Source organism: Mesorhizobium sp. WSM3864, from assembly GCF_002294955.1.
GTDB lineage: Bacteria > Pseudomonadota > Alphaproteobacteria > Rhizobiales > Rhizobiaceae > Mesorhizobium.
In genome coordinates, this window is the sequence record NZ_NSGD01000001.1 from 187096 (window position 1) to 209179 (window position 22084).

At 63.9% G+C, this 22084-nt stretch carries 23 protein-coding genes; 11 read left to right on the forward strand and 12 right to left on the reverse strand.

Going from position 1 to position 22084, the window contains the following annotated elements; translation table 11 throughout:
- Window positions 1–4: 4 nt before the first annotated feature.
- Window positions 5–2194, reverse strand: coding sequence for a TonB-dependent hemoglobin/transferrin/lactoferrin family receptor (locus tag CK215_RS00900; RefSeq protein WP_095829840.1), 2190 nt, complete (start codon window positions 2192–2194; stop codon window positions 5–7).
- A 203-nt stretch (window positions 2195–2397) separates the two neighbouring features.
- Between CK215_RS00900 and hemP the strand changes: the two genes are divergently transcribed.
- From hemP to CK215_RS00925, 5 genes are read left to right on the forward strand one after another with little or no spacing between them, the layout of a single operon-like run.
- Complete coding sequence (gene hemP / locus CK215_RS00905) at window positions 2398–2604, forward strand: hemin uptake protein HemP (protein ID WP_066999851.1); 207 nt, start codon at window positions 2398–2400, stop codon at window positions 2602–2604.
- A gap of 51 nt (window positions 2605–2655) precedes the next feature.
- On the forward strand, window positions 2656–3717 hold the full coding sequence (locus CK215_RS00910; protein ID WP_095830145.1) for a hemin-degrading factor: 1062 nt from the start codon (window positions 2656–2658) through the stop codon (window positions 3715–3717).
- Between the two features lie 11 nt (window positions 3718–3728).
- Window positions 3729–4622 carry a hemin ABC transporter substrate-binding protein gene (locus CK215_RS00915; RefSeq protein WP_095829841.1) on the forward strand — a complete coding sequence of 298 codons (894 nt, stop codon included), beginning with the start codon at window positions 3729–3731 and terminating at the stop codon, window positions 4620–4622.
- A gap of 6 nt (window positions 4623–4628) precedes the next feature.
- Window positions 4629–5729, forward strand: a complete 1101-nt coding sequence (locus CK215_RS00920) for an iron ABC transporter permease (RefSeq protein ID WP_095829842.1) — start codon at window positions 4629–4631, stop codon at window positions 5727–5729.
- A 7-nt stretch (window positions 5730–5736) separates the two neighbouring features.
- Window positions 5737–6525 carry a heme ABC transporter ATP-binding protein gene (locus CK215_RS00925; protein WP_095829843.1) on the forward strand — a complete coding sequence of 263 codons (789 nt, stop codon included), beginning with the start codon at window positions 5737–5739 and terminating at the stop codon, window positions 6523–6525.
- Here CK215_RS00925 and rirA read toward each other — a convergent pair.
- Window positions 6522–6983, reverse strand: coding sequence for an iron-responsive transcriptional regulator RirA (gene rirA, locus CK215_RS00930; RefSeq protein ID WP_066999863.1), 462 nt, complete (start codon window positions 6981–6983; stop codon window positions 6522–6524). The two genes, CK215_RS00925 and rirA, sit on opposite strands and share 4 nt — an antisense overlap.
- Before the next feature lie 194 nt (window positions 6984–7177).
- Between rirA and CK215_RS00935 the strand changes: the two genes are divergently transcribed.
- From CK215_RS00935 to CK215_RS00945, 3 genes are all read left to right on the forward strand, one after another.
- Window positions 7178–8473, forward strand: a complete 1296-nt coding sequence (locus CK215_RS00935; protein ID WP_095829844.1) for a DUF445 domain-containing protein — start codon at window positions 7178–7180, stop codon at window positions 8471–8473.
- A 67-nt stretch (window positions 8474–8540) separates the two neighbouring features.
- Window positions 8541–8969, forward strand: a complete 429-nt coding sequence (phaP, locus tag CK215_RS00940) for a TIGR01841 family phasin (RefSeq protein WP_066999869.1) — start codon at window positions 8541–8543, stop codon at window positions 8967–8969.
- A 188-nt stretch (window positions 8970–9157) separates the two neighbouring features.
- A complete protein-coding gene (locus CK215_RS00945; protein ID WP_066999871.1) occupies window positions 9158–9655 on the forward strand; it encodes a MaoC family dehydratase in 498 nt (165 codons plus the stop codon).
- Here CK215_RS00945 and CK215_RS00950 read toward each other — a convergent pair.
- Complete coding sequence (locus CK215_RS00950; protein ID WP_095829845.1) at window positions 9652–11097, reverse strand: PLP-dependent aminotransferase family protein; 1446 nt, start codon at window positions 11095–11097, stop codon at window positions 9652–9654. The two genes, CK215_RS00945 and CK215_RS00950, sit on opposite strands and share 4 nt — an antisense overlap.
- Window positions 11098–11199: 102 nt before the next feature.
- Here CK215_RS00950 and CK215_RS00955 point away from each other — a divergent pair, with 102 nt between their 5' ends.
- Window positions 11200–12063 carry a DMT family transporter gene (locus CK215_RS00955; RefSeq protein ID WP_095778549.1) on the forward strand — a complete coding sequence of 288 codons (864 nt, stop codon included), beginning with the start codon at window positions 11200–11202 and terminating at the stop codon, window positions 12061–12063.
- Window positions 12064–12072: 9 nt separating this feature from the next.
- Here CK215_RS00955 and CK215_RS00960 read toward each other — a convergent pair whose 3' ends face one another.
- From CK215_RS00960 to CK215_RS00975, 4 genes are read right to left on the reverse strand one after another with little or no spacing between them, the layout of a single operon-like run.
- The gene (locus CK215_RS00960) at window positions 12073–13113 is read right to left on the reverse strand and encodes a zinc-dependent alcohol dehydrogenase family protein (RefSeq protein ID WP_095829846.1); all 1041 of its coding nucleotides are present in this window, start codon (window positions 13111–13113) and stop codon (window positions 12073–12075) included.
- Between the two features lie 20 nt (window positions 13114–13133).
- Window positions 13134–13637 carry a DUF4262 domain-containing protein gene (locus tag CK215_RS00965; RefSeq protein ID WP_197504258.1) on the reverse strand — a complete coding sequence of 168 codons (504 nt, stop codon included), beginning with the start codon at window positions 13635–13637 and terminating at the stop codon, window positions 13134–13136.
- The gene (gene maiA / locus CK215_RS00970) at window positions 13627–14277 is read right to left on the reverse strand and encodes a maleylacetoacetate isomerase (protein ID WP_066999878.1); all 651 of its coding nucleotides are present in this window, start codon (window positions 14275–14277) and stop codon (window positions 13627–13629) included. The genes CK215_RS00965 and maiA overlap by 11 nt, the downstream gene beginning before the upstream one ends.
- Window positions 14274–14972 (reverse strand): fumarylacetoacetate hydrolase family protein, encoded by a 699-nt coding sequence (locus tag CK215_RS00975; RefSeq protein WP_095829847.1) that lies wholly within the window; start codon window positions 14970–14972, stop codon window positions 14274–14276. The genes maiA and CK215_RS00975 overlap by 4 nt, the downstream gene beginning before the upstream one ends.
- A gap of 293 nt (window positions 14973–15265) precedes the next feature.
- Here CK215_RS00975 and CK215_RS00980 point away from each other — a divergent pair, with 293 nt between their 5' ends.
- A complete protein-coding gene (locus tag CK215_RS00980; RefSeq protein WP_095829848.1) occupies window positions 15266–16288 on the forward strand; it encodes an acyltransferase in 1023 nt (340 codons plus the stop codon).
- Between the two features lie 5 nt (window positions 16289–16293).
- On the opposite strand, the gene CK215_RS00985 is transcribed toward CK215_RS00980, so the two are convergent.
- From CK215_RS00985 to CK215_RS01000, 4 genes are all read right to left on the reverse strand, one after another.
- Window positions 16294–16779: an SRPBCC family protein gene (locus tag CK215_RS00985; protein ID WP_095778449.1), complete on the reverse strand. Its 486-nt coding sequence runs from the start codon at window positions 16777–16779 to the stop codon at window positions 16294–16296.
- A 125-nt stretch (window positions 16780–16904) separates the two neighbouring features.
- A complete protein-coding gene (locus CK215_RS00990; protein WP_095830146.1) occupies window positions 16905–17399 on the reverse strand; it encodes a GNAT family N-acetyltransferase in 495 nt (164 codons plus the stop codon).
- 14 nt (window positions 17400–17413) lie between these two features.
- A complete protein-coding gene (locus tag CK215_RS00995; protein ID WP_095780760.1) occupies window positions 17414–18175 on the reverse strand; it encodes a copper homeostasis protein CutC in 762 nt (253 codons plus the stop codon).
- A 182-nt stretch (window positions 18176–18357) separates the two neighbouring features.
- Entirely contained in the window at window positions 18358–18789 is a 432-nt protein-coding gene (locus CK215_RS01000; protein WP_095778447.1) for a cupin domain-containing protein, read from the reverse strand.
- Window positions 18790–19336: 547 nt separating this feature from the next.
- Between CK215_RS01000 and CK215_RS31180 the strand changes: the two genes are divergently transcribed.
- Complete coding sequence (locus CK215_RS31180) at window positions 19337–19696, forward strand: hypothetical protein (protein ID WP_170950190.1); 360 nt, start codon at window positions 19337–19339, stop codon at window positions 19694–19696.
- A 78-nt stretch (window positions 19697–19774) separates the two neighbouring features.
- Here CK215_RS31180 and CK215_RS01010 read toward each other — a convergent pair whose 3' ends face one another.
- The gene (locus CK215_RS01010; RefSeq protein ID WP_095829850.1) at window positions 19775–21853 is read right to left on the reverse strand and encodes a hypothetical protein; all 2079 of its coding nucleotides are present in this window, start codon (window positions 21851–21853) and stop codon (window positions 19775–19777) included.
- Window positions 21854–22084 lie beyond the last annotated feature (231 nt).

The window sequence follows — 22084 nt, forward strand, 5'->3', positions numbered from 1 at the left end:
GTTCTCAGCCTCCGAAACGCATGGTTGCCGCAAGCTTCAGCGTGACGCCCGGTTCGTAGAGGACGGCAGTCGTGCTTGCGTTGAGCGGATTGGTGTATTTGACCTCGAACAGATTGTCGGCGCGGACGTCGAGCCTGAGGTTGTCGGTCGCCTGGTAACTGGCAAAGGCATTGACCAGCGTATAGTCCTTGGCCACCGGATTGCCCTTGGGCTTGCCGTTATATTGCACCTCACCGCCGACGGTGAGCCTGTCCTCGAGGAAGCGAAGGCCGAGCTGCGCCGTCACCTGCGAGGAGGGGATGGTGGCAAGGTCGGCCCGCTCGCCCTCATACGAGATGGTGTGGCCGTTGACGATCGAGGCCGAGAAGCCCGCATAGCCCCAGCCGGCGTCATAGACGCTTTCCAGTTCGAAACCGTTGATCTTGGCCTTGGCGAAGTTCTGGTACTGGAAGCAGATCGGGATGCCGGGGCCGAACGGGCAGCCGCTGGTCGGGTCGAAGGCCGACAGCGTGACGCCGTCGATATAGTCTTCGACATTGTTGTTGAAATAGGCGGCCTTGAGCCGCAGAGCGTCGCCGCCTTCGAAAATGTCGTTCTGCTTGTAGTTGACGCCGAACTCGACGGTCTTGCCGGTCTCAGGCTTGAGATTTGGATTGGGCAGGAAGGGGAAGGTGACGCCGGCCGGATGGTTACCGCTGATCAGCGTCTCCGTCAGCGAGGGTGAGCGGTAGCCTTCCGCATAGGTGCCGTAAAACTGCAGGCCGGCGAGGTCAGCGCTTTCGAAGGGCGATACGCCGACGGTGATGCGCGGCGACAGCCGGTCGCCTGATGTCTCGTGCTCGGATTCCTTCAGGCTGTACCTGTCGTAGCGCAGGCCGGTGATGACCTCCAGCCATTCCCAGGTCAGCTTGTCCTGGACATAGGCGCCGGAGACGTTGCGCTTACCTGACGGCGTGTAGAAGCTGTCGCCGCCGTCTGTGCCCCCGGTTTCGACGTCGTCGCCGACCCAGTCACCGCCGTAAGTCAACTCATGCGCAATGCCGGCGGTCTCGAATCGCGACGTGTTCCATATGTCGATGCCGGTCGTCCCGACATCGAAAGTCGAGAGCGACCCGGCGGGCAGCACCACGGGCAGGCCGGTCGTCGGATCGAAACGGTTCTGCGGGAAGAGCGTCGTCAGATCGAGAAGCGTCTTGTTGTAAGAGGCGTTGATGTGGAGATCGAGCCAGCTTTTGGCATCGTCGGTGATGTTGTAGCGGGCGGTGAAGGTATTCGATTTCAGGTCGACATCGTTGGCCGGAACGCCGCCACTGGTCTCCGTCCACCCGTCCTTCGAGCCGATCCAGCCGAGCTTCAACTCGCTGTTCTCGGTCGGGCGAATGGTGGTCTTGAGCAGGCCGCTCAGCACGTCGAAGCCGGTGCCGGCAACGGTGTCGCCGCCACCGTTCTTGTAGTCGCCGTAGTCGCGGTAGACGATGTTGCCCAAAACGTCCCAGTTCTCGTCGAAGCGATAGGCGCCGCTAGCGCTGGTGGTCCAGCCCTTGCCATTCGTTTCATAGCGACCGGTCAGCGATCCGGCCCAGGTCTCTTCCGGCTTGAGGAAATCTCCGGCGTCCTTGGTTTCGAAGAACACCACTCCGCCGATGGCGCCGGAGCCATAGGTGTTGGCGACCGGGCCGCGGATCACGTCGACCGATTTGATGAGCTCGGGATCGACATAGAAGGTCGACTGCGTGCCGTGGTCGGAGCGCTGGAAATCCTGCCTGGCGCCGTCGACGATCACCGCCACGCGGCCGAAATCCTGCAGGCCGCGGATGTTGATGCTGGAGCTGACGCGTCGCGCGTCGGCCTGCACTGCAACTCCCGGCACGCCAAGCAGCATCTCGTTCGGCCTCGTCGCCATGCGGCGCTCAAGCTGTTCCTTGTCGACATGGCTGGCCGAGGCCAGCGACTGGATCGCCGTCTCGCCGGTGCGGCTAATGACGAGGATCTTGTCGAGCAGCGTCGAGTCGCCTGCACTTTTCTGGTCAGTCTTCTTTGTCTGGTCGCTCTGCTGGTCAGCCGCCGGCTGGGTGGCCTGTTGCGCTTTGGCCGCCGGCATACAGAGCGCGATTGCCGCCGCGCCAGCCAGCAAGGCCGCCATTTCCTTCGCCATCGGCCGATCTGTCGGCCGTCCCCAATTCACCAACCCCATGCCCCAACTCCAGATTCTCAGGCTCGATGCTGGCTGGCGCGGGGCTCGCTCGCATTTTTGATCGCGTCCGGCGTCTTAAATGTTGACTCATTTAGTCCGGTAATGCACGACTAGTAAACATGAGAAATCGAGTCAAGAATTTAATCGGCATTTGACGAGGCGACCGGCCCGGTGGCCGGCACAGGAAAAAGGGACCGAATGAGATGAACAGCCATAACCCAAGCGACTTTCGCTACCGCGGCCGCCGCTCCGACGACGTGCCCGCGCGTTTTGACCGCGTGGCGATGTCAGTGCGCACGCTCTCCAGCAACGCGCTGTTCCAGGGCGAGCATGAGATCGGCATCGAACATCACGGCGCGCTCTACCGTCTGAAGATCACCCGCCAGGGCAAGCTGATCCTCAACAAGTAAGCACGATCGGCAGGCGAACAGAGCAGACAAAAAAGTGGGCAGGTGAACGATATGGACCGACGCGTGAAGCCGTCGCTGGACGAGATCCGGCGGGCGCGGGAAGACAATCCGAAGATGCGCGAGCGCGATTCGGCGGCCCAACTCGGCATTTCGGAAGCAGAGCTGGTCGCGGCACATTGCGGCCATGGCGCCGTGCGCGTGGAGCCGCGCGTCAACGACCTGCTGAGCGGCCTCGAAGCGGTCGGCGAAGTGATGGCACTGACCCGCAACGAAAGCGCCGTGCACGAAAAGATCGGCGTCTACGACAAGGTCGTCACTGGCAATCACAATGCCATGGTGCTCGGCGAGAACATCGACCTGCGCATCTTCCCGAAAGTGTGGGCACATGGCTTTGCCGTCGAGAAACGCGACGGGGGCGAGATCCGCCGCAGCCTGCAGTTCTTCGATGCGGCCGGCGAGGCCGTTCACAAGGTGCATCTGCGGGCGGCCTCGAACCTCTATGCTTACCAGAAGCTGGTGGCGAGCCTTGAATCGTCGAACCAGGAGCCGACGATCGCAATCGCCTCAAGCCCGCCGGAGGACGAAGTGGAGGTGCAAGCCTCGGTAGCCAGCATCGACGACCTCCGCGACCGCTGGAGCCGGATGACCGACGTGCATCAGTTCTTCGGCATGCTGAAGACGCTGAAGCTCAGCCGCCGTGAGGCGGTGCGCATGGTCGGCCAGGACTATGCATGGCTGCTCGACAATGATGCCGTCAGCGCCATGTTTCACCACGCGGCGGAAGGCGAGATGCCGATCATGTGCTTAGTCGGCAACCGCGGCTGCATCCAGATCCATTCCGGCCCGATCAAGTCGGTCAAGCCGATGGGGCCGTGGATCAACGTGCTCGACGAGACCTTCCACCTGCATCTGAGGACCGATCACATCCATGAAGTCTGGGCGGTGCGCAAGCCGACCAAGGATGGCTATGTCACGTCGCTCGAGGCTTATGACGCCAAGGGGGGCATGATCATACAGTTCTTCGGCAAGCGCCATGAAGGCGAGGGCGAGCGCGAAGACTGGCGCTTCCTGGCCGAGAACCTGCCCCGTATCCCCAGCCCGACCGCTGCATGAGGCGAGACTCGATGCGTGTCGTTCACCGTTTCCGCTCTACGCTTGCGCCGCTGATCGGCGTTCTGCTTGCCGCCGCCGCTCTGCCTGCCGGAGCCGATGAAGGTAGGGCCGTCTTCTCCGACACCTCGCGGATTGCCTCCATCGGCGGCTCGATCACCGAGATCGTCTATGCGCTCGGCGAGGAAGGTCATCTCGTAGCCCGTGATTCGACCAGCTCTTTCCCGCAAGCCGCGCAGAAATTGCCTGATGTTGGCTATATGCGCGCGCTGTCGCCGGAGGGCGTTCTGTCGGTCAATCCATCGGGGATTCTAGCCCTGCATGGCAGCGGCCCGAAGGAAACCGTCGACGTGCTGAAGAAATCGAGCGTGCCCTTTATCGAGGTGCCGGAGCGCTACAGCCATGAAGGCATCCTCGAAAAGATCCGCACCGTCGGGAGGGCGCTGGGGGTCGAGGCCAAGGCGGAGAAGCTCGCTGCGGAGACGGACGCGAAGCTGAAGTCGGCCGAAAAGCAGACGGCCGCGATCAAGGAGCGCAAGCGCGTCCTGTTCATGCTGTCGATCCAGGGCGGCAAGATCCTGGCCGCGGGCAGCGATACGGCCGGAGACGGTATCATCAAGCTTGCCGGCGCCGTCAACGCGGTCGAGGGTTTCTCCGGCTACAAGCAACTGTCCGATGAGGCGATCGTCACCGCAAGGCCCGATGTGCTCCTGATGATGAAGAACGCCGGTCCGCCGATCTCGGAAGATGAGCTGTTCGCCAAACCCTCGATCGCCTCGACGCCCGCGGGAGCTGCCCGTAAGCTGATCAGCATGGATGGCGGCTACCTGCTGGGCTTCGGGCCGCGCACGGCTGAGGCGATCCACGACCTCGCCGTCTCGCTTTACGGCAATCAGGTCGCGGACTGAGCGGTGATGGCCGAACAGTCGATTGCGGGGCCGGCGGGCAGGGTGAGGGCATCCGATGGCGACCGCTCGGCGCGGGCAAGGATCGTCATCCTGCTTTTGTCTGTCACGCTTGCGCTGTCCATATTCCTGTCGCTGACCTCGGGCGCTTCGGACGCGTCCGCCGTTCGCGTCATCCGCGACTGGCTGACCGGAGGCGTGCCGGCCGATACGGCGCTCGCCGCGCGCGACCGGCTGATCGTCTATGACATCCGCATGCCGCGCGTGCTGCTCGGCGTGCTGATCGGCGCCGCGCTCGCCGTCTCCGGCGCGGTGATGCAAGGACTGTTCCGCAACCCGCTCGCCGATCCCGGCCTGATCGGCGTCTCGGCCGGATCGAGCCTTGGCGCGGTGGCAATCATCGTGCTCGGCACAACCTGGCTTGCGCCTGTCACGCTCGCCCTCGGCACGCTTGCCCTGCCGCTGGCAGCCTTCTTCGGCGGCCTGGCGGTGACGCTGCTGCTCTATGCCATTGCGACGCGCCACGGCCGGACGTCAGTCGCCACGATGCTGCTCGCCGGCCTGGCGATCGCCGCCCTTGCCATGGCGCTCACCGGCTTACTGGTCTTCGTGGCCGACGACAGGCAATTGCGCGACCTCACCTTCTGGCAGCTCGGCTCGCTTGGCGGCGCCACTTGGCCGAAAATCGGCACGGTCGGGCCGGTGATCTTGCTGGCATTGGCGACGATGCCGTTCCTGTCGCGCGGCCTCGATGCGCTGGCGCTCGGCGAGGCGACCGCCGGCCATCTCGGCATTCCGGTTCAGCGGCTAAAATACACGGCTATCGTTGGCGTGTCGGCGGCGGTCGGTGCGTCGGTCGCCGTCAGCGGAGGCATCGGCTTCATCGGCATCGTCGTGCCGCATCTGTTGCGCCTCGCCATCGGTCCGGAAAACCGCTACCTGTTGCCGGCCTCGGCCTTGCTCGGCGCCTCGTTGCTTCTGCTTGCCGACGCGGTCGCCCGCACCATCGTCGCTCCGGCCGAACTGCCGATCGGCATCGTCACGGCAGTGGCCGGCGCGCCGTTCTTCCTGTGGATCCTGCTGCGCAAGCGCGGCGTCATTGATCTGTGAGCAGCCGATGATCGGGGCCCGGGACATCTCCGTAGCGATCGGCTCCAGGCGCATCGTGTCGCACGTGGATTTCACGGCGCGGCCGGGCGAGGTAACGGCAATCGTCGGACCCAATGGCTCGGGCAAGACGACGCTGCACAAGGCGCTGACGGGCGAGCTCTCCTATACCGGCACTGTCATCCTCAATGGCCGAGACCTGGTTTCCATGAAGCCGGTGGAGGCAGCGACGCATCGTGCGGTGCTGCCGCAATTCACCACGTTGTCCTTTCCCTTCACGGTGCTAGAGATCGTTCGTCTCGGCCTGATCGGCGGGCGTTCCGGGGTGCTGCCCGGCGAGGATGCGCACTTGCCCGAGCGGGCGCTGGCGCGTGTCGATCTCGACGGCTTTGCCGGCCGTTTCTACCAGGAACTTTCAGGCGGCGAGCAGCAGCGCGTCCAGCTTGCCCGCGTGCTTTGCCAGGTCTGGGCGCCGGTTCTCGAGGGCAGGCCGCGCTACCTCTTCCTCGACGAGCCTGTCTCCAGCCTCGACGTCAAGCACCAACTGATCATCATGAATATTGCGCGCGATTTCGCCCGGCGCGGCGGCGGCGTGGTGGCGATCCTGCACGACCTCAATTTGACGGCCATGTATGCCGACCGGATTTTCGTGCTCTCTCGTGGCCAGCTGGCTGCCGCCGGCTCACCGCAAGACGTGCTCAATGACGAGCTGATCGAAAAGGTGTTCGACTGCCGGCTCAAGGTCGGCGCACTGCCTGCTGGAAGCGTTCCGTTCGTGTTGCCGCAATCGGCAGCTTAGGCGGCCGGGGCGCGCTGCTCCAGGAGGTCGATGCCAAGCAGGTGGCGCACATTCGGGCGCGCCGCGACGAGGTCGGCGATCGTGTAGCGGGAGAGCACGGCGAAGAAGGCGTTGAGCGCTTCGCGCAGTGCCGAATTCAAGGCGCAGCTGTCGACCAGCGGGCATTCGGCGGCGTCGTTCTCGAAGCACTCGGCCATGGCGAAGCTCTCTTCGGTGACGCGCACGACGTCGAACAGGCTGATCTGCTCTGCCGGGCGGCCGAGCCTGACGCCGCCATTGCGGCCACGCACCGTCTCGACCAGGCCGGCCTCGACCAGCGGCTGCAGGATCTTGAACAAAAACAGCTCCGAAACCGAATAGGCGGTGGCGATCTCGGGGATGCGGCTCAGCCGATCGCTGTTCGCGGCGCAATACATCAGTATGCGCATCGCATAGTTCGTCTGGCGCGTGAGCCGCATGGTGATCCTCGCGAGATTAGCTTGGGCCGAATATGGCCCATAGTTTGGAGCAATTCCAGACTGGACCGCTACATAGCTGAATTATCTTGTCAACTTTTTGTGCGAGTCCGCCATCGCATCGCAATGCGCTTTGAGCGAGCGTTTCGCCGGCGCAGGCCCTAGATAAGTCCGGGTGCAATAGGGAAGGCCTTTCCATGTCACAATCAGCTCAGGCCCTCGCGCCGGTTCGATTCGACGCCGATGCGCAGGCAAAGCTCTCGGCATTGCGGCGGACCAAGTTCGTCGCCGCGGCAGCGCTTGGCCTATGCATCCTTGTCTTCGCGCTCGCCAAGTCTTTAGAGGTCACCCATCCGTGGCTCGGCTTTGTTGCCGCGTTCGCCGAGGCGGCGATCATTGGCGGGCTGGCCGACTGGTATGCGGTCGTGGCGTTGTTCAGGCGCCCGCTCGGCCTGCCGATCCCGCACACGGCCATCATTCCCGAGAACCAGCACCGCATCGCCGACAATCTCGGCCGGTTCATCGAGGCCAATTTCCTTGCGCCGGAGCCCGTGCGGGAAAAGCTCGCCGAGGTCGACTTTGCGGCCCTCGTCGCCGACTGGTTGGCCGACGCCGAACGCGCCGCCGACCTGTCGCGATTCGTCGCCCGCCTGGTGCCGCAGACGCTGACCGCCGTGGAGCAGTCCGGGCTGCGCGACTTCGTCACCAGCCGCTTGCTGGAGCAGATCGAAAAAGTGCCGCTGGCGCCTTTAGCCGCGGAGCTGTTGTCGGCGCTCACCGACGACCGGCGCCACCAGAAACTGTTCGACGAGTTCACCAGGGTGGTCGGGCGCTTCCTGAACGACGAGAAGGCGCTGGCGACGATGCGCGAAAAGATCCGTGAGGAACTGCCGTCGCTGTTCAACCTGTTTCGCGCCGACGCCTATCTGCTCAAGAAGATTGTCGCTTCCGCCGGGTTGCTGCTGGAGGAGGTGCGGGCCGATCCCGATCATCCGGCGCGCGCCGAGTTCGACCGTTTCGTACTTCGCTTTGTCGAGCGGCTCAGGACCTCGAGGCAATATGCAAGGCGCGCCGAAAAGCTGAAGCGCGATTTCCTGGGCCGTCCAGAAGTCAGGGCTCTCGCCGGCGACACTTGGGCAAGCCTGCGCTTGTTCATCGAGCAGGACGCCAACGCGGCCAATTCGACGATTCGCGAGCACCTCGCCAACCTGTTCGTCGAGGTCGGACGACATTTGGCCGACGATGCCCAGATCAGGGCCGACATGAACCAGGGTTTTGTTGTGGCGCTCGCCTCCTTCGTCGAAAGCCAGAAGAGCGGCGTGTCGAAATTCATCGCCGATCAGGTCAAGCGCTGGGATCTGGCCCAGCTGACGCGGCTGATCGAGATCAATATCGGCAAGGACCTGCAGTATATCCGCTTCAACGGCATGGTGATCGGCGGTCTGGCCGGCTTGGCACTCTATACGGCGGAGCGGCTGCTTCTCCTCAATTGACGCGGACCGGGCGCGCACTATTCTCCCTAGTGGGCGCTGTAAAAGCGGCAGATCGGGAGGCGACGACATGGCAAGACAACCGGAATCCGACTCGTTTCTGGACATCTTCAGCAGGTTCGGCCGCGACTTGAAGCTGCCGAAGGTCGACATCCAGGCGATCCTCGATCACCACCGCAGGAATCTCGAGGCTCTGGAGAAGTCGGCCAGGGCAAGCGCCGCCGGCGCGTCATCCATTCTGTCGAGACAGCACGAAATGGTGCAGGAGGCGCTCGGCGAAATTACCCGGATGGCACGCAACTACCAGCCTCCGGGCAATCCGCAGGAGTTGATGACGAAGCAGGTGGATTTCGCCAGGAAATCCTTCGAGACAACGCTGAAGAATGCCGGCGAGGTCGCCGACCTGGTTCGGAAATCCGGCACCGAATCGGTCGAAATCCTGCGCGACAGGATCAAGGACGCGATGGCGGAAATCCGGGCCGGCTACGACGGGAAGTGAGCAATCCAGGACGCCTATTCGGGTTTTCCGGATCGGGTTCAGGCGGCTGAGCAATCGGCGCGTGCGGCTGCGCGTTCGCGGCTTGCCGTAAATCCGTCAACTCTGAGGGTGAAATCGAGGCGCCGCGAATTGACAGGAGCCGCCGGTTCATGGTCGGGAGATTGGCAGAAGCCAGCAGGAAAGCAGGAATGACGGAAAATCGGCCGAGGACGCCGCCGACCTTTGAACAGTTGCGGACAATGGCCGGCCAGGAGATCGGCGTCTCGGACTGGACGACGGTCGACCAGCAGCGCATCGACCAGTTCGCCCAATGCACGGGCGACCACCAGTGGATACATGTCGATCCGGAGCGCGCGAAGCGGCAGAGCCCGTTCCGCACTACGATCGCGCATGGCTATCTGACGCTGTCGATCATCGGCGCGCTGGCGCTGGAGATGGGCATCGTGCCGGAAAACACGCAAGCCGCCTTCAACTATGGCTTCGACAAAGTGCGCTTCCTGGCGCCGGTGAAGTCCGGCGCACGTATCCGGCTGCGCACGACGCTGCTCACCATGGAAGACCGCGGCCCCGGCCAATATCTGATGAAGGCCGCGAACACCGTCGAGATCGAGGGCGAGCAGAAGCCGGCGCTGACTGCCGAGACGCTGGTGATGATGTATGAGCGCCGCAAGCGGGCAGGCGCCTAAGTTCTGCCGCTGCCGGGCTGCGTCGCGCCTTTGCGGCGGGACGCGGCCATTGCCCTTTCAAGCACTCTGAAGTTGCGCTCATCGGCGCATTGGGCGACGTTGAAACGCATGAAGCGGCCGGCGGAGTGCGACAGGCTGAAGGCGTTGCCGGGCGCCAGCACGACATTATCCGCCAGCGCATGGCGGGCGACATCGGCGGCGTCGATGCCGTCGGGCAGGCGGCACCACAGGAACATACCGGCCGCCTGATCGATCCAGGGCATAACGTCCATTGCTTTCAGCCTGCCGGCTGTTTCGGCCATTGCGCGCGACAGGCGGGTGCGCAACTGCTCGACATGCTTGCGGTAGCTGCCGTCCTTCAGCAGAGTCAGCACCAGTTCCGAGGAGAGCCTCCCGCCGCCGAAAGTCGTGGCGATCTTGAGGTCAATCAGCCGTTCCATCCAGTCGCGGGGCGCGGCGATGAAGCCGCATCGCACCGAAGCCGACAGCGTCTTCGAGAAGGAACCGATCTGGACGACGCGGCCGAGGCCATCGAAGGCCGCGAGCCGCGGCGCCGGCGTGTGCTCGAAATCGGCGAAAATGTCATCCTCGACGATGGCAAGATCCGATTGATCGGCAAGCTTGAGCAGCCGGTGCGCTATAAGCGGCGAGAGCACCGCGCCGGTCGGGTTGTGAAGCGCGGAATTGGTGATGTAGAGGCGCGGCTTGTGCTCGGCGAGCGCTTGCGCGAAGAGGTCGATATCGGGCCCTGAGGGTGTCATCGCGACACCGACCACTTTGGCGCGGTGCGCGCGCAGCAACGCATGGAAGTTGAAATAGCAGGGATCGTCGACCAGAACCGTATCGCCCGGCTCGAGGAGCAAGCGGCACAATAGGTCGATCGCCTGCGTCCCGGACTCGGTGAGCATGATCTGGTCCGGCGAAGCCTCGACGCCGTGCGCCGACAGGCGGCGGGCAAGCAGCTGCCGCAGTGCCGGCAGGCCAAGCGGCGTGCCGTAGTCGGCAAGCGTCGCATCGTCGGCTCGGGCGGCGCCGCGCAGTGCTTGCCGCAACGCGGCCTGAGGCATCCAGGAAGCCGGCAGCCAGCCGCAGCCCGGTTTCAGCATATCGTCGCCTGCCTCCAGTGCTTGCCGCGAGACCCAGAGCGGGTCGACGGCGCGGTCGAGCCGCGGGCCGATCTCGGCCAGCGACAGCGGCGCAAGCGGGCCGGCGGCAAAGAAGCCGGAGCCCGGCCGCGAGCGGATCGTGCCTTCCGCCGCAAGCCGCTCATAGGCCTCGACCACCGTAGATTTTGACACCTGCATCGTGCCGGCGAAGGCGCGGATCGAAGGCAAGCGCGCGCCCGGCGTCAGGATGCGCGCGGCGATCCGCTGCCGGATTGCCGACATGACGGCTTCGACGAGCGTTCCGGCATTCGTCGCCTTCGGGTCGGGCGTGTCCATCTGTACTTCCCTGTCGACCAATACAGTTTTGCGGAATTGTACCCCATTGTCTCTGGCAACGCCATGCGCTGCGCCGGTACAGAAGCGCAAACGGAGCGGATGATGGATAAGAGTTTCAACGGCTGGCTCAACGGCTTCATCGGCGTTCTGATCTTCAGCGGCTCGTTGCCGGCGACGCGCGTGGCGGTGGTCGATTTCGACCCGACCTTCCTGACATCGGCCCGTGCGGCGATCGCTGGCCTGCTCGGCATCGCAATGCTGTTCCTATTCCGCGAGAAGCGCCCGGATCGCGGGGATCTGGTCTCGCTGGTCGTCGTTGCGCTGGGCGTCGTGGTCGGCTTTCCCCTGCTGACGGCGCTGGCGCTCACACATGTTACTGCGGCGCATTCCATCATCTTTGTCGGCCTGCTGCCGCTGGCGACAGCGATCTTCGGTGTGCTGCGCGGCGGCGACCGTCCGCGCCCGGCCTTCTGGCTGTTTTCCTGCCTGGGCAGCACGCTCGTCGCGGGTTTCGCGCTGTCGCAAGGCGTCACCGCCTCACCGGTCGGCGACGGGTTGATGCTCGCAGCCATCATCGCTTGCGGGCTGGGCTATGCGGAAGGTGCGGCGCTGTCGCGCAAGCTCGGCGGCTGGCAGGTGATCTGCTGGGCCTTGGCGCTGTCGCTGCCGGTCATGTTGGCGTTGAGCTTTGCGACCCTGCCGCCGTCTTTTGCCGCTGTCGGCTCCGGCGCATGGATCGGCCTCGCCTATGTCTCGCTGTTCAGCATGCTGATCGGCTTCGTGTTCTGGTATCGCGGCCTGGCGCAGGGCGGCATCGCCGCGGTCGGGCAATTGCAACTGCTGCAGCCCTTCTTCGGCCTGGCGCTCGCGGCGAGTCTGCTGCACGAGCAGGTCAGCCCGCTGATGGTGGTTGTCACGCTCGGCGTGGTGGCCTGCGTGTTCGGGGCGAAGAAGTTCGCCAGGTAGGAAGCCTACTCAAAACTTCGTCACCACGCCGATGCCGATGCCCTCGAAGCCGCCCATCGCCATCAATGCGGCTGGCGCCTCATCGAGGCTGATCCTTTTGCCGACCAACAGTTCGGGCTTCAGCTTGCCGGTGCGGATCATGTCCATCATGGCGGAATAGCGGTAGGCCTGCATGCCGTGGCTGCCGAGGATTTCGAGCTCGAAGGCGATGACCTTGTCCATCGGCACTTGCGGGCGGGCATGGTCGCCCAGCATCAGCCCGACCTGAACATGGCGACCGCGCCGGCGCAGATTGGCGATCGAGTTGAAGCACGTGGTTGGATGGCCGAGCGCGTCCATCGAAATATGCGCGCCGCCGTTGGTGATCTGCTTGACGGCCTTGACGACATTGGGCGTGGTCGAAGCGTTGATGGTCGCGACCGCGCCGATCTTTTTCGCAAACTCCAGCTTCTCGTCGGTCAGGTCAATGGCGATGACATTGGCGCCCATGGCGCTGGCGATCATGATCGCCGAGAGACCGACACCGCCGCAGCCATGCACCGCCACCCACTCGCCGGGCGTCACTCGGCCCTGGTCGACGATGGCGCGGAAGGAGGTGACGAAGCGGCAGCCGAGGCTGGCGGCAGTGGCGAACTCCATCTCGTCCGGCAGGCGTACGAGATTGGTGTCGGCATGCTCGATGCCGACATATTCGGCGAACGAGCCCCAGCCCGTGAAGCCAGGTTGGGTCTGGTGCTCGCAGACCTGATGGTTGCCGGAGTTGCATTCGAAGCAGCGGCCGCAGCCGACGGCGAAAGGCACGGTGACGCGGTCGCCGGCCTTCCAGCGGCTCACCTGCTTGCCGGCGGCGACGACGACGCCCGCCAGTTCATGGCCGGGGACATGCGGCAGCGTGATGCCGTCGTCATGACCCATCCAGCCATGCCAGTCGCTGCGGCAAAGACCGGTCGCCTCGACCTTGATGACGACGCCATCCCCCGCCGGCTTGGGGTCAGGCACGGTCTGGATCGTGGGAGCTTCGCCGAATTTTTCGAAGACGACAGCTTTCATGGGAGTGCTTTCTATCCAGTTCAAAGGGCAGGGCGATTTTGGGTAATAGGTCCCAAGCTAAGTCGGCCATGGTGGTTGGTCGAGCAATGGTTGCCGCTTCCAAAACCACTCGCCGGCTTCGGCATCCCATGGCCAAACACCGGAGTTTGTCGGAAGATAAGCTGCATAATCCCGTCGTAAAACCATAGGCCCCAACCGAAATATTCAGGGTAGTGGTCGGGATGGACCGCACCGAATTGACAGTCGAAGCCACCTCCCAGGAAACCCGGCGCCCGCTCTCCAACCTTGAACCTGTCGCCGCTGCGCACTCGTCGGCAATACTCGTTGATGATGGTCTGCGAAAGCTCCGGCTTGAGCCCGATGACGACCAGCTCAGGGGCTTTGAAATTGTACTCTATCCCCACCGAGTAAGCGAATGGCGGGTGCTCGCCGTCCTCCAGCACGTAGAGAATATGACAGCCATACTCCTCGATATCTGCGAGCGTCTTAGCTTCGTCGGGATCCCTGGCTACTCTATTCGGCATCGATCTGGTTCTGCGGCGCAGCCTTCTGGAACGCCGGCAGCGCCATGCAGGCGGCGTGGATGCGCGAGATCACCGGATAGGCCGCCATCTCGACGCCGAAGCGGGCATTGTTGGTGACCTGGGCGGCAAGGCAGATATCGGCGAGCCCCGGTGTATCGCCATGGCAGAACCCGCCGGTCTCGGGCGAGGAGGCCAGAATCTTTTCAAGCGGCTGGAAACCTTCATTCACCCAATGCCGGAACCAGTTGACGACATCCTCGTCGCCGGCGCCGAACAAGGTGCGCAGCGAGGTGAGCACGCGCAGATTGTTCACCGGATGGATGTCGCAGGCGATCATCTGCGCCAGCATCCGGACCCTGGCGCGTCCCAGCGCATCCTTGGGCAGCAGCGGCGGCTCGGGCTCGATCTCGTCGAGATATTCGATGATCGCCAGCGACTGGGTTAAGAGCGTTCCGTCGTCGAGCACCAGCGCCGGTACCAGCCCTTGCGGATTGACCGCGAGATAGGCGGGCTCGAGATGCTCGCCATGGCGCAGATGGTGGGGCACATAGGTGTAGACACGCCCCTTCATCTCCAGCGCGATCCGCACCCGGTAGGAGGTGGAGGAGCGATAATAATTATGGAGGACGAGGTCGCTCATCGCTTCGGCTGCCCGATGGTGACCTCGACGGCGCCGATGCCGTCGACGCCACCAGTGATCTTGTCGCCCGCCTGAACCGCACCAACGCCGGCCGGCGTGCCGGTGAAGATCAGGTCGCCGGGCTGGAGCTCGACCGCTTCGCTGCAGATCGAGACGACATCGGCGACGGGCCAGATCAGCTCGACGAGGTCGCCGTCCTGTTTTATGTCACCGTTTACAGCGAGCCAGATGCGGCCCTTTTCGGGATGGCCGGAATTTGCGACGGGAAGCAGCGGGCCGCAAGGCGCGGAGAAGTCGAAGGCCTTCGACCAGTCCCAGGGGCGAGCCGCTTTCTTCGCCTGGTCTTGCAGGTCGCGGCGAGTGAGGTCCACGCCGACGCCATAGCCCCAGACATGCGCGAGCGCCTCGGTGAGGGGGATGCGGAAGCCGGCCTTGCCGATCGCCACGACCAGCTCGATCTCGTGGTGGAGATTGCCAGTCAGCGGCGGGTAGGGGATCTCTGCGCCGCTGTCGACCACGGCGTCGGCCGGCTTGGTGAAGAAGAAGGGCGGATCGCGCTCGTCATTGCCGAGTTCTCGCGCATGCGCCGCGTAGTTGCGGCCAACGCAGAAGATGCGGCGCACGGCAAACCGTTCCGCCGAGCCGGTCACCGCGACCGAAGCGATCGCGGGCGGAGGGAGGACGAAGTCTGCCATAGGCGGTCTCTGCGTTGGATATGAATCGATCCGCACATTCGGCCGATTTCGGCAGGCGGGCAAGGCATTAGGCCACGAAACATTGCCGACTATGGCGGCTTCACCAAGCGGCGGCAGGACCCGCCCGCGGCCCCTTTTTCTTTTGTGTTCGCAATCGCTTGGCAGGAACTGCCTGTGAATTCGCTGCTTCGCACTTGCACAAGATTATTCCGCACTGCAAAATAAATGCGGCGGGGAAAACGAAGCGGTTCCAGGCACGGCTTGCCGGGGACCTCGAGTTGCAAGGGACGGGCATGACCGACATCTCCGCGACGGCCGGCGTCCTGCCGCGGGCCGCAGCCGACAAAGCGGCACGGGCAAGGCTGGCCTATCTCGACGGCTGGCGCGGCCTGTCGATCGCCCTGGTGCTGATCGGCCATTTCTTTCCGATTCGCGGCATCAACCTCGGCGTGCTCGGCGTCGAGTTCTTCTTCGTGCTGAGCGGCCGGCTGATGGGAGAAATCCTGTTCGTCGAGCGCTTTCCGCTGAAGAAATTCTTCAAGCGCCGCTTCGCCCGCGTCTATCCAGCCCTGCTGGTGTTCGTGATTGCCGTCATGATCGGGCTCTCCGGCACCTTCATTGCCTTCAAATGGAAGGCGGCGCTTACCGCGCTGACATTCACCTACAACTATGCCGGCATTCTCATCAATCGCGCGGGCGCGCTCGACCATATCTGGTCGCTTGCCATCGAGGAGCATTCCTATGTCATCCTGGCGCTGATCAGCGTGGCGGTTTCCAGGCGCGCGAATGTCGTGCGCTTGCTTGTCATGCTGTCGCTGCTCGCTATGGCCAACGGCGCTATTTCCTACTGGGTCTTCGGCATGGACTACGAAACCAGCTACTGGCGAACCGACGTGCATATCGCCTCGATCCTGCTGTCGGCGGCTATCTGCCTGCTCAAGGCCGATGGACACCTGCCGGCATTCCTCAGGAACCGGCATCTGGCGCTGGGGGCCGCGGTCGGGGGTATCTTGCTGTTCCTCGATCCGGTGCCGACGCCCTTGCACTATCTGTTGGGCGTGCCGCTGCTGGCGCTCGCCGTCAACACGCTCGACTTCGCCGGCGGCTATCTGACCGGCCTACTGTCGTCGCGGCCGATGGTGGTGCTGGGGCTGTGGTCCTACTCGCTCTATCTGTGGCAGCAGCCCTTCTACAAATTCGTCCATGACCGCGACGTGGCGCCGATCCCGATGCTGGCCGCAGTCTTCGCCTGCGCCCTGGCGAGCTACTACATCGTCGAGAAACCGGCGCGCGGCTGGCTCAACCGCAATTGGTGAGGAGGTCAGGCCTTGCCGGTTTTTTGTGCGGCGAGATAGCGCCGAAGCCCGGCTTCGCCGCGAGGTGTGGTCCAGCGGTGATTCCACGCGAAAGCCGGCCTGAGCAAGGGTGCCAGGAGTTTGAGGATCGGCCTCTCCACGATGACCTGCCAGGTGAGCTTCACATGCGTTCCGCTTCCGGCTGGCGACAGTTCGGCCCGCCACAGGCCGTCGAAATCGCCGAAGGTCTTGACCACCACCAGCCGGCCAGGCTCGAGCTCCGCGGCCTCGATGATGAAGTTCAGCTCGTAGGGCAGGGCGCCTCGCGCCCTGGCTCTTGCCCGTGACCCGACGACGGCCTTGCCTTTCTTGTCGAGCGGCTCGACTTCCTTGTAGGCGTCGCCCCACCAGAGCGGCAGCAACTCGGCGTCGGACAGAACGTCCCACACTTCCTGCGGCGTGGCATCGGGAATGTTCCAACTCTCGTCGAAGCGGAAGACGTTGCTTGGCATGATGTCACGCCCCCGGCACGCGAAGACGATACATTAGCTGCAGCTTCTGTTTGTGGCCAGTGCGGCGGCCGCATGAGACCTTGTTTGGCTCATGGTTGAAAGCCTCTGGCTTCCAGGGCCATGCGCTAGTCGATCGGCTTGGCGTAGTAGCGCACCGACTTCCTGCCGCCGTGGATCACGGCATCGCCGACCTCGCCAAAGCCGAGCGCCGCGTGAAAGGCATCCGATGTGGGGTTCGGGGGATCGGCATTGACCTCGCAGGTTACGATCGTGTGGCATGCGCGCCTGACATGCTCGAACAGATCCTCGTAGAGACGGCGGGCATGGCCGCGGCCGCGCGCTTCGGCCGCGACCACCACCCGGTCGACATAGACGAAGCGGGGGTAGCGCTCACGAAACCAGAGGAAGTTCGGGCTTTCGTAGCTGGCATCCTGATCGAAGCACATGATGAAGGCTTCGAGCGCCCCGATGCGGCGCGTATAGAAAGCCTGCCCGATCAGGAATGACAGGCGCTCCGGCTCCAGCCAGGACAACTCGGCGGCATGCTCGTTGTTGAGAGCAAGAATGGCGGCCTCGTCGGCAGGCGAAACGCGTTCGATCGGCGAGCGATCTTTCGACATCGTCACTTCCCGCATCAGACCCTCGCGGCCGCGATCGTTGCCGCCGCCAAGTCCTGGTCGGTCACCGTGTTGCGGTACTCGCGATCGAGATCGGTGCCGCCCATGCCGACATGCGGGTTGCGGTAGCGCATGGCGCTCGGCACGTCGGCAAGCGCGGCGAAATGCATCTCGGTCAGTCCGGTTTGCCGGCGGACCTCGCCGATATTGTCGGGCGCCAGCCCGCCGCAGCCGAGGATGATGATGCGTGCGCCGGCCTGGCGAACCAAGCGCGCGAGCAGATCGAAGCCCTCCAGCGCCGTGTCGCGTTGCCCGCTGGTCAGCACGCGGCCGACCTTGCAGCGGATCAGCGCTTCGAGCGCCTCGGCCGGGTCCCGCGTCATGTCGAAGGCGCGGTGGCAGGTGACGTTGAGGGGACCGGCGGCGCGCGCCAGTTCGCTCATCCTGGCTTCATCGATTGCGCCGTCAGCGGTCAGGCAGCCGACGACGACGCCGGCGACGCCGAGATCGCGCAGCGCGCCGATATCGGCCAGCATCGACTGGTATTCCGCCTCGCTGTAGAGAAAATCGCCGCCGCGCGGACGCACGATGACATGAAACGGAATAGTCGCACGTTCGAGTGCTACGCGCACCGTGCCGAGGCTCGGCGTAATGCCGCCTTCGACGAGGCTGGCGCAAAGCTCGACCCGGTCGGCGCCGGCGGCCTGCGCGGCAAGCAGCCCGTCAATGCCTTCGACGCAGAGTTCTATCAGGGGCCTTTGAGCGGCGGTCACCATCATCCATCCATGTTGAAGAGAAAGCGCAGCCCTAGCATCGGGGCGATCGAGGCGAAAGCCGCATCAATCGGTCCAGCAAGCGAAGCGGTCACTTTGCGCTTCCGGTTTTGTTCGGCTCGCAGTTATTGATTGCTCAAGCCTTGGAGCGCCGCCCTACCGCGGAACAGCTGAGCCCCGTTGCCTCGCTACTGCTTCAGGATTGTGTTCTTGGCGCCTTGTTCGACTTGGTCGATCACCAGCAGCTTCACCGGATCGCTGCCGATATTGGTCGCCTGATGCCATTGGCCGATCATCTCGACGATGAAATCGCCGGTCTTGTAGGTGTTGCTGTTGCCGGTCTCGACATTGGTGACCTTGAGGGTGCCTGCCTCGACATAGGCATAGCGCGGGAAGGGATGCTTGTGCACCGGCAGCGTCGCGCCGGGCGCGATCTGATAGGCCGAGACCTGGACCTCGACATTCTTCTGCGGCAGCTTGATCGGCTGGCCGGATGCCGTCGTCGTCTTCGACGCCAATGGCGTCACGACAACAGGTGTGGCCGAACTGTCCAGAGCGTCGGCGGTGGTTGCATAAAAAGCGGCCGCCAGCAGCAGCGCCGATGCCGGAATGTTTCGCACGATTTCCTCCCGAAATGATCGGCAAAATCGCCTAAGCGCTGTCGACACGCAAGGAGAAAGGGTTTTGGGCTTCCCGGGCTGTATGAACTATCAGCTGCCAGGTCCTTCAAATCTGCCCCGCACTTGGGTGCTGCCGCACCCAGTCCCTTGATAGACCGGAATCATCCCCTAGTTAGTTTCCCTGGCGTAGTCGCGAGTTTGCCTTGAGGGTGCTGCGTCGTTCTGACGGCATGCGGCGGAAGGACGGCCGGCCGAAGCTCCTTTGGAGGGTGCCGTGCGTCAATATTTGGGATCCAGCTTGGCCCATTTCGCGTTCGCGTGCTCTGTCGCGATAGCTTGCGCGGGAGCGGCGGCCGGCGGCGAGCGCGGCCAAGGTCATAACGCTGGTGGCGATCACGGGAATAACGGAGGTCATGGCGCTGGCAGCAACAACGGTCAGCACAACGGAACTAGCGGCGATCCCGGTGGCTCCGGCGGCAGTCCGCCGTCTGACCCACCGTCCCCACCTTCTAACGATGACGGAAGCAGCCCCACCACAACCGGGTCAGTGACGTCAAGGGCGGGCGTAGCCGGCAACGGCGGAAGGTCGCTCGACCTTCCGCCCGCCCTGCTGCCCTTCGAAGACAGCGCTATTCCACTGGCAGTCCATCCAATCGAAGTGCTGCCGGGTGTCCCGGACAACATCGTTCGTGCCTGCCGTGAGGCAATCGAGCAGGCCGCAGCTCAGTTTGGCGCGACCAGTGTGCGCGTCAGCAGTGCAGGTTCCGTACGGCGGTTGAGCCGTCAGAGGATATCGGCTCCCGTCCAGGTCAGCATCGACTACGGATATCAAAACGGCGTCGAGACGCGCCAGGCGCCGGTCGGCTGCGAATTGAACGCGAAAGGCAGCGTGATCGGGCTGACATAGCGCACAGTGCGAGCCCTCGCCGTTTACGTCCGAGTTCATGCCGCCCAGCGCCCGATTTTCCAGGGCAGTCGTTCCAGCTCAGTCCAACGTCGAATGGCTTGGCCGGAGGGAAAACGGAAGCGTGATGGCACGCACACGGATTTCGCGCGCCGGTTTGCGAACCTTGCTGGACGTAGACTTCTTTTGGCTGACAGCTTTCGTCTGACCTGCGCTGGCCGATGCGCGGCCAGTGCGCGGCTTCAGCGGAGGCTCGATCTGAGCGTCGCTTCGCTGAGCCCGAAGCTTGTCATTATCGGCGCGCGCGGCGGCCAGCTCGCGGGCGAAAGAAACCGTCGCTTCACGTTGCTTGTCCAGAGCCTCCTTCAGCCTCATGGCGGCCTGTCCCAAAAGTTGGCGGGCTGTGTCACGCTCGAGGCGGGCTTTGTTGAGGTTCTCTCCGACCGACATTGCTGAAGCGCGTTCGCGCTCCAGCGCCTGCGCCGTCTCGCTAGCAGTCTGCTCAGCACGTTCTCTCGCTGCGACAGCCCTGTCTCGCTCCTGCAACGCCGCGTCGCGCTCCAGCCGGGCTTTGTCGAGGTCCTCACGGGCCGCGACTGCCGAAGCGCGTTCGCGCTCCAGCGCCTGCGCTGTCTCAGTTGCAGCCTGCTCGGCATGCACTTTCGCCGAGACAGCCTTAGCTCGCTCCTGCTCAGCCGCGTCGCGCTCGAGGCGGGCTCTGTTGACGTCCTCTTGGGCCGATATTGCTGAAGCGCGTTCGCGTTCCAGAGCCTGCGCCGTCTCGGCGGCAGTCTGCTCGGCACGCTCTTTGGCTAAGACGGCCTTGGCTCGCTCCTGTTCGGCCGCGTCGCGCTCGAGCCGGGCTTTGTCGAGGTCCGCACGGGCCGCGACTGCCGAAGCCTGTTCCCGCGCCAGTGCCTGCGCCGTCTCGGCAGCAGTCTGCTCAACCCTTGCTCGCGTCGTGGCGGCACCGGTCCGTTCCCGCTCAGCCGTGTCCGCGATCGCGGCCTTGGACTGCTCCATTTCAGCGATGTCGCCACGAAGGTCCTCCGACTTCCGGCGCTCCTCGTCAAGCATCCCGCTCGCTTGCGCCAGCGAAGCCTCGGCTTTGGCGCGATCCCCGGCGGCTTTGGCTTCCAGCTGTTCAATTTGCGCTCGCGCTTGCGCTAGGTCGCGCGCCATCTGTTCGGTTCGCTCCCGTTCGAGGCGAGCAGCGGGCATCTGTATAAAGACATGGTCGATGGTTTCGCTGATCCGCGCGCGGACATCTTGCGCAATCCACCGCAATGCCTCGAGCGTGCGGGCTGCCACAAGTTCGTTGCGCAAACGCTCCTCGTTGGCGTCGTCGGCGGCTGCCATGCTTGTCTTCAGCACCTCGATCTGCTTGCGCGTCTCAGCGAGCGCACTCTCCAGAGAGGCACTCCTGGCGCGCTCCTCCTCCATCGCTCGGTGCTCCTGGCCAGCCAATTCCGTGGCAGCTGCTGCCTGAGCACGAGCTGCCTCGACCTGTGCTTCGGCAGCGTTGAGATCCGGGTTCGGCAATTCGCCGCTCGTGGGTGCGTCGGCTGATTCGGGCATATCCAATGCCGTGCTGGCAGGAATCTCCAAGCGGCGTGAAAGATCGGGAAGGGAGTAGCTATCGGCCCGCGAAACAGCGGGGGCGCTTTCGACCGGCTTTTGTCTCGTCAACGCATAGCCAAGCGGCACGGCCAGACAAATTGCGGCGACGCTCAAGCGTAACAAGGGGCTCGTCGGCCTGCGAACACGGGGAGGTAAGGCCATGGCGAAGCTTGTCGCCGGAGCGAAAGCATTGGGCAGGTCCTCGCGCGAGTTCTCGCCCGCTTCGGGCGTCGTGTTGAGATAATCCTTTCGCACCCCGGACTTACCGGAGTTTAGACCCTGAACATCCGGGGCCGGGGGCACGGCGGCCCGGGAAGAAGCCGCCTTGGCTGCAAGATTGCGTGGGCGATCCCAGGCCCAAGAAGCCTCATCGAGGGGAATAGGCGTGCTTTCGCTCAGGTAGCCATACTGGTGACGCCGTCTCGCTGCGATGAGGATACGCCGGACCACAAGGAAGAAGCCTACCAATACAAATATTGTCATCCCGCCCAGGAGAGCGAGACCTGTGTCGTCTGCGTAAAACCCGGCAAGATCTGACATTGCCGTACCTGCGCGGTTTCCGATGTAACTTTAAGCTCGTGACGCGGTGTGTGGCTCCTCGCCCTGGCTAACTGCCTGCCTTCGAAGTTGTCATCGCTTCGGCCCCAGTACTGGGGGAATTTTGTCGATGCATGGCTGGGCGCCGGTCGAAAGCCAGCTCGCGCCTCTCCATCTTCAACGTCCCGGGGAGTTCTCCCACGGTGCGCGCCATGCCACCATTTCGGAGTCTGG

Coding starts and splice junctions, on each gene's coding strand:
- CK215_RS00900 (WP_095829840.1), bottom strand. CDS start 2,194: ATGGGGTTGGTGAATTGGGGACGGCCGACAGATCGGCCGATGGCGAAG.
- hemP (WP_066999851.1), top strand. CDS start 2,398: ATGAACAGCCATAACCCAAGCGACTTTCGCTACCGCGGCCGCCGCTCC.
- CK215_RS00910 (WP_095830145.1), top strand. CDS start 2,656: ATGGACCGACGCGTGAAGCCGTCGCTGGACGAGATCCGGCGGGCGCGG.
- CK215_RS00915 (WP_095829841.1), top strand. CDS start 3,729: ATGCGTGTCGTTCACCGTTTCCGCTCTACGCTTGCGCCGCTGATCGGC.
- CK215_RS00920 (WP_095829842.1), top strand. CDS start 4,629: ATGGCCGAACAGTCGATTGCGGGGCCGGCGGGCAGGGTGAGGGCATCC.
- CK215_RS00925 (WP_095829843.1), top strand. CDS start 5,737: ATGATCGGGGCCCGGGACATCTCCGTAGCGATCGGCTCCAGGCGCATC.
- rirA (WP_066999863.1), bottom strand. CDS start 6,983: ATGCGGCTCACGCGCCAGACGAACTATGCGATGCGCATACTGATGTAT.
- CK215_RS00935 (WP_095829844.1), top strand. CDS start 7,178: ATGTCACAATCAGCTCAGGCCCTCGCGCCGGTTCGATTCGACGCCGAT.
- phaP (WP_066999869.1), top strand. CDS start 8,541: ATGGCAAGACAACCGGAATCCGACTCGTTTCTGGACATCTTCAGCAGG.
- CK215_RS00945 (WP_066999871.1), top strand. CDS start 9,158: ATGACGGAAAATCGGCCGAGGACGCCGCCGACCTTTGAACAGTTGCGG.
- CK215_RS00950 (WP_095829845.1), bottom strand. CDS start 11,097: ATGGACACGCCCGACCCGAAGGCGACGAATGCCGGAACGCTCGTCGAA.
- CK215_RS00955 (WP_095778549.1), top strand. CDS start 11,200: ATGGATAAGAGTTTCAACGGCTGGCTCAACGGCTTCATCGGCGTTCTG.
- CK215_RS00960 (WP_095829846.1), bottom strand. CDS start 13,113: ATGAAAGCTGTCGTCTTCGAAAAATTCGGCGAAGCTCCCACGATCCAG.
- CK215_RS00965 (WP_197504258.1), bottom strand. CDS start 13,637: ATGCCGAATAGAGTAGCCAGGGATCCCGACGAAGCTAAGACGCTCGCA.
- maiA (WP_066999878.1), bottom strand. CDS start 14,277: ATGAGCGACCTCGTCCTCCATAATTATTATCGCTCCTCCACCTCCTAC.
- CK215_RS00975 (WP_095829847.1), bottom strand. CDS start 14,972: ATGGCAGACTTCGTCCTCCCTCCGCCCGCGATCGCTTCGGTCGCGGTG.
- CK215_RS00980 (WP_095829848.1), top strand. CDS start 15,266: ATGACCGACATCTCCGCGACGGCCGGCGTCCTGCCGCGGGCCGCAGCC.
- CK215_RS00985 (WP_095778449.1), bottom strand. CDS start 16,779: ATGCCAAGCAACGTCTTCCGCTTCGACGAGAGTTGGAACATTCCCGAT.
- CK215_RS00990 (WP_095830146.1), bottom strand. CDS start 17,399: ATGTCGAAAGATCGCTCGCCGATCGAACGCGTTTCGCCTGCCGACGAG.
- CK215_RS00995 (WP_095780760.1), bottom strand. CDS start 18,175: ATGATGGTGACCGCCGCTCAAAGGCCCCTGATAGAACTCTGCGTCGAA.
- CK215_RS01010 (WP_095829850.1), bottom strand. CDS start 21,853: ATGTCAGATCTTGCCGGGTTTTACGCAGACGACACAGGTCTCGCTCTC.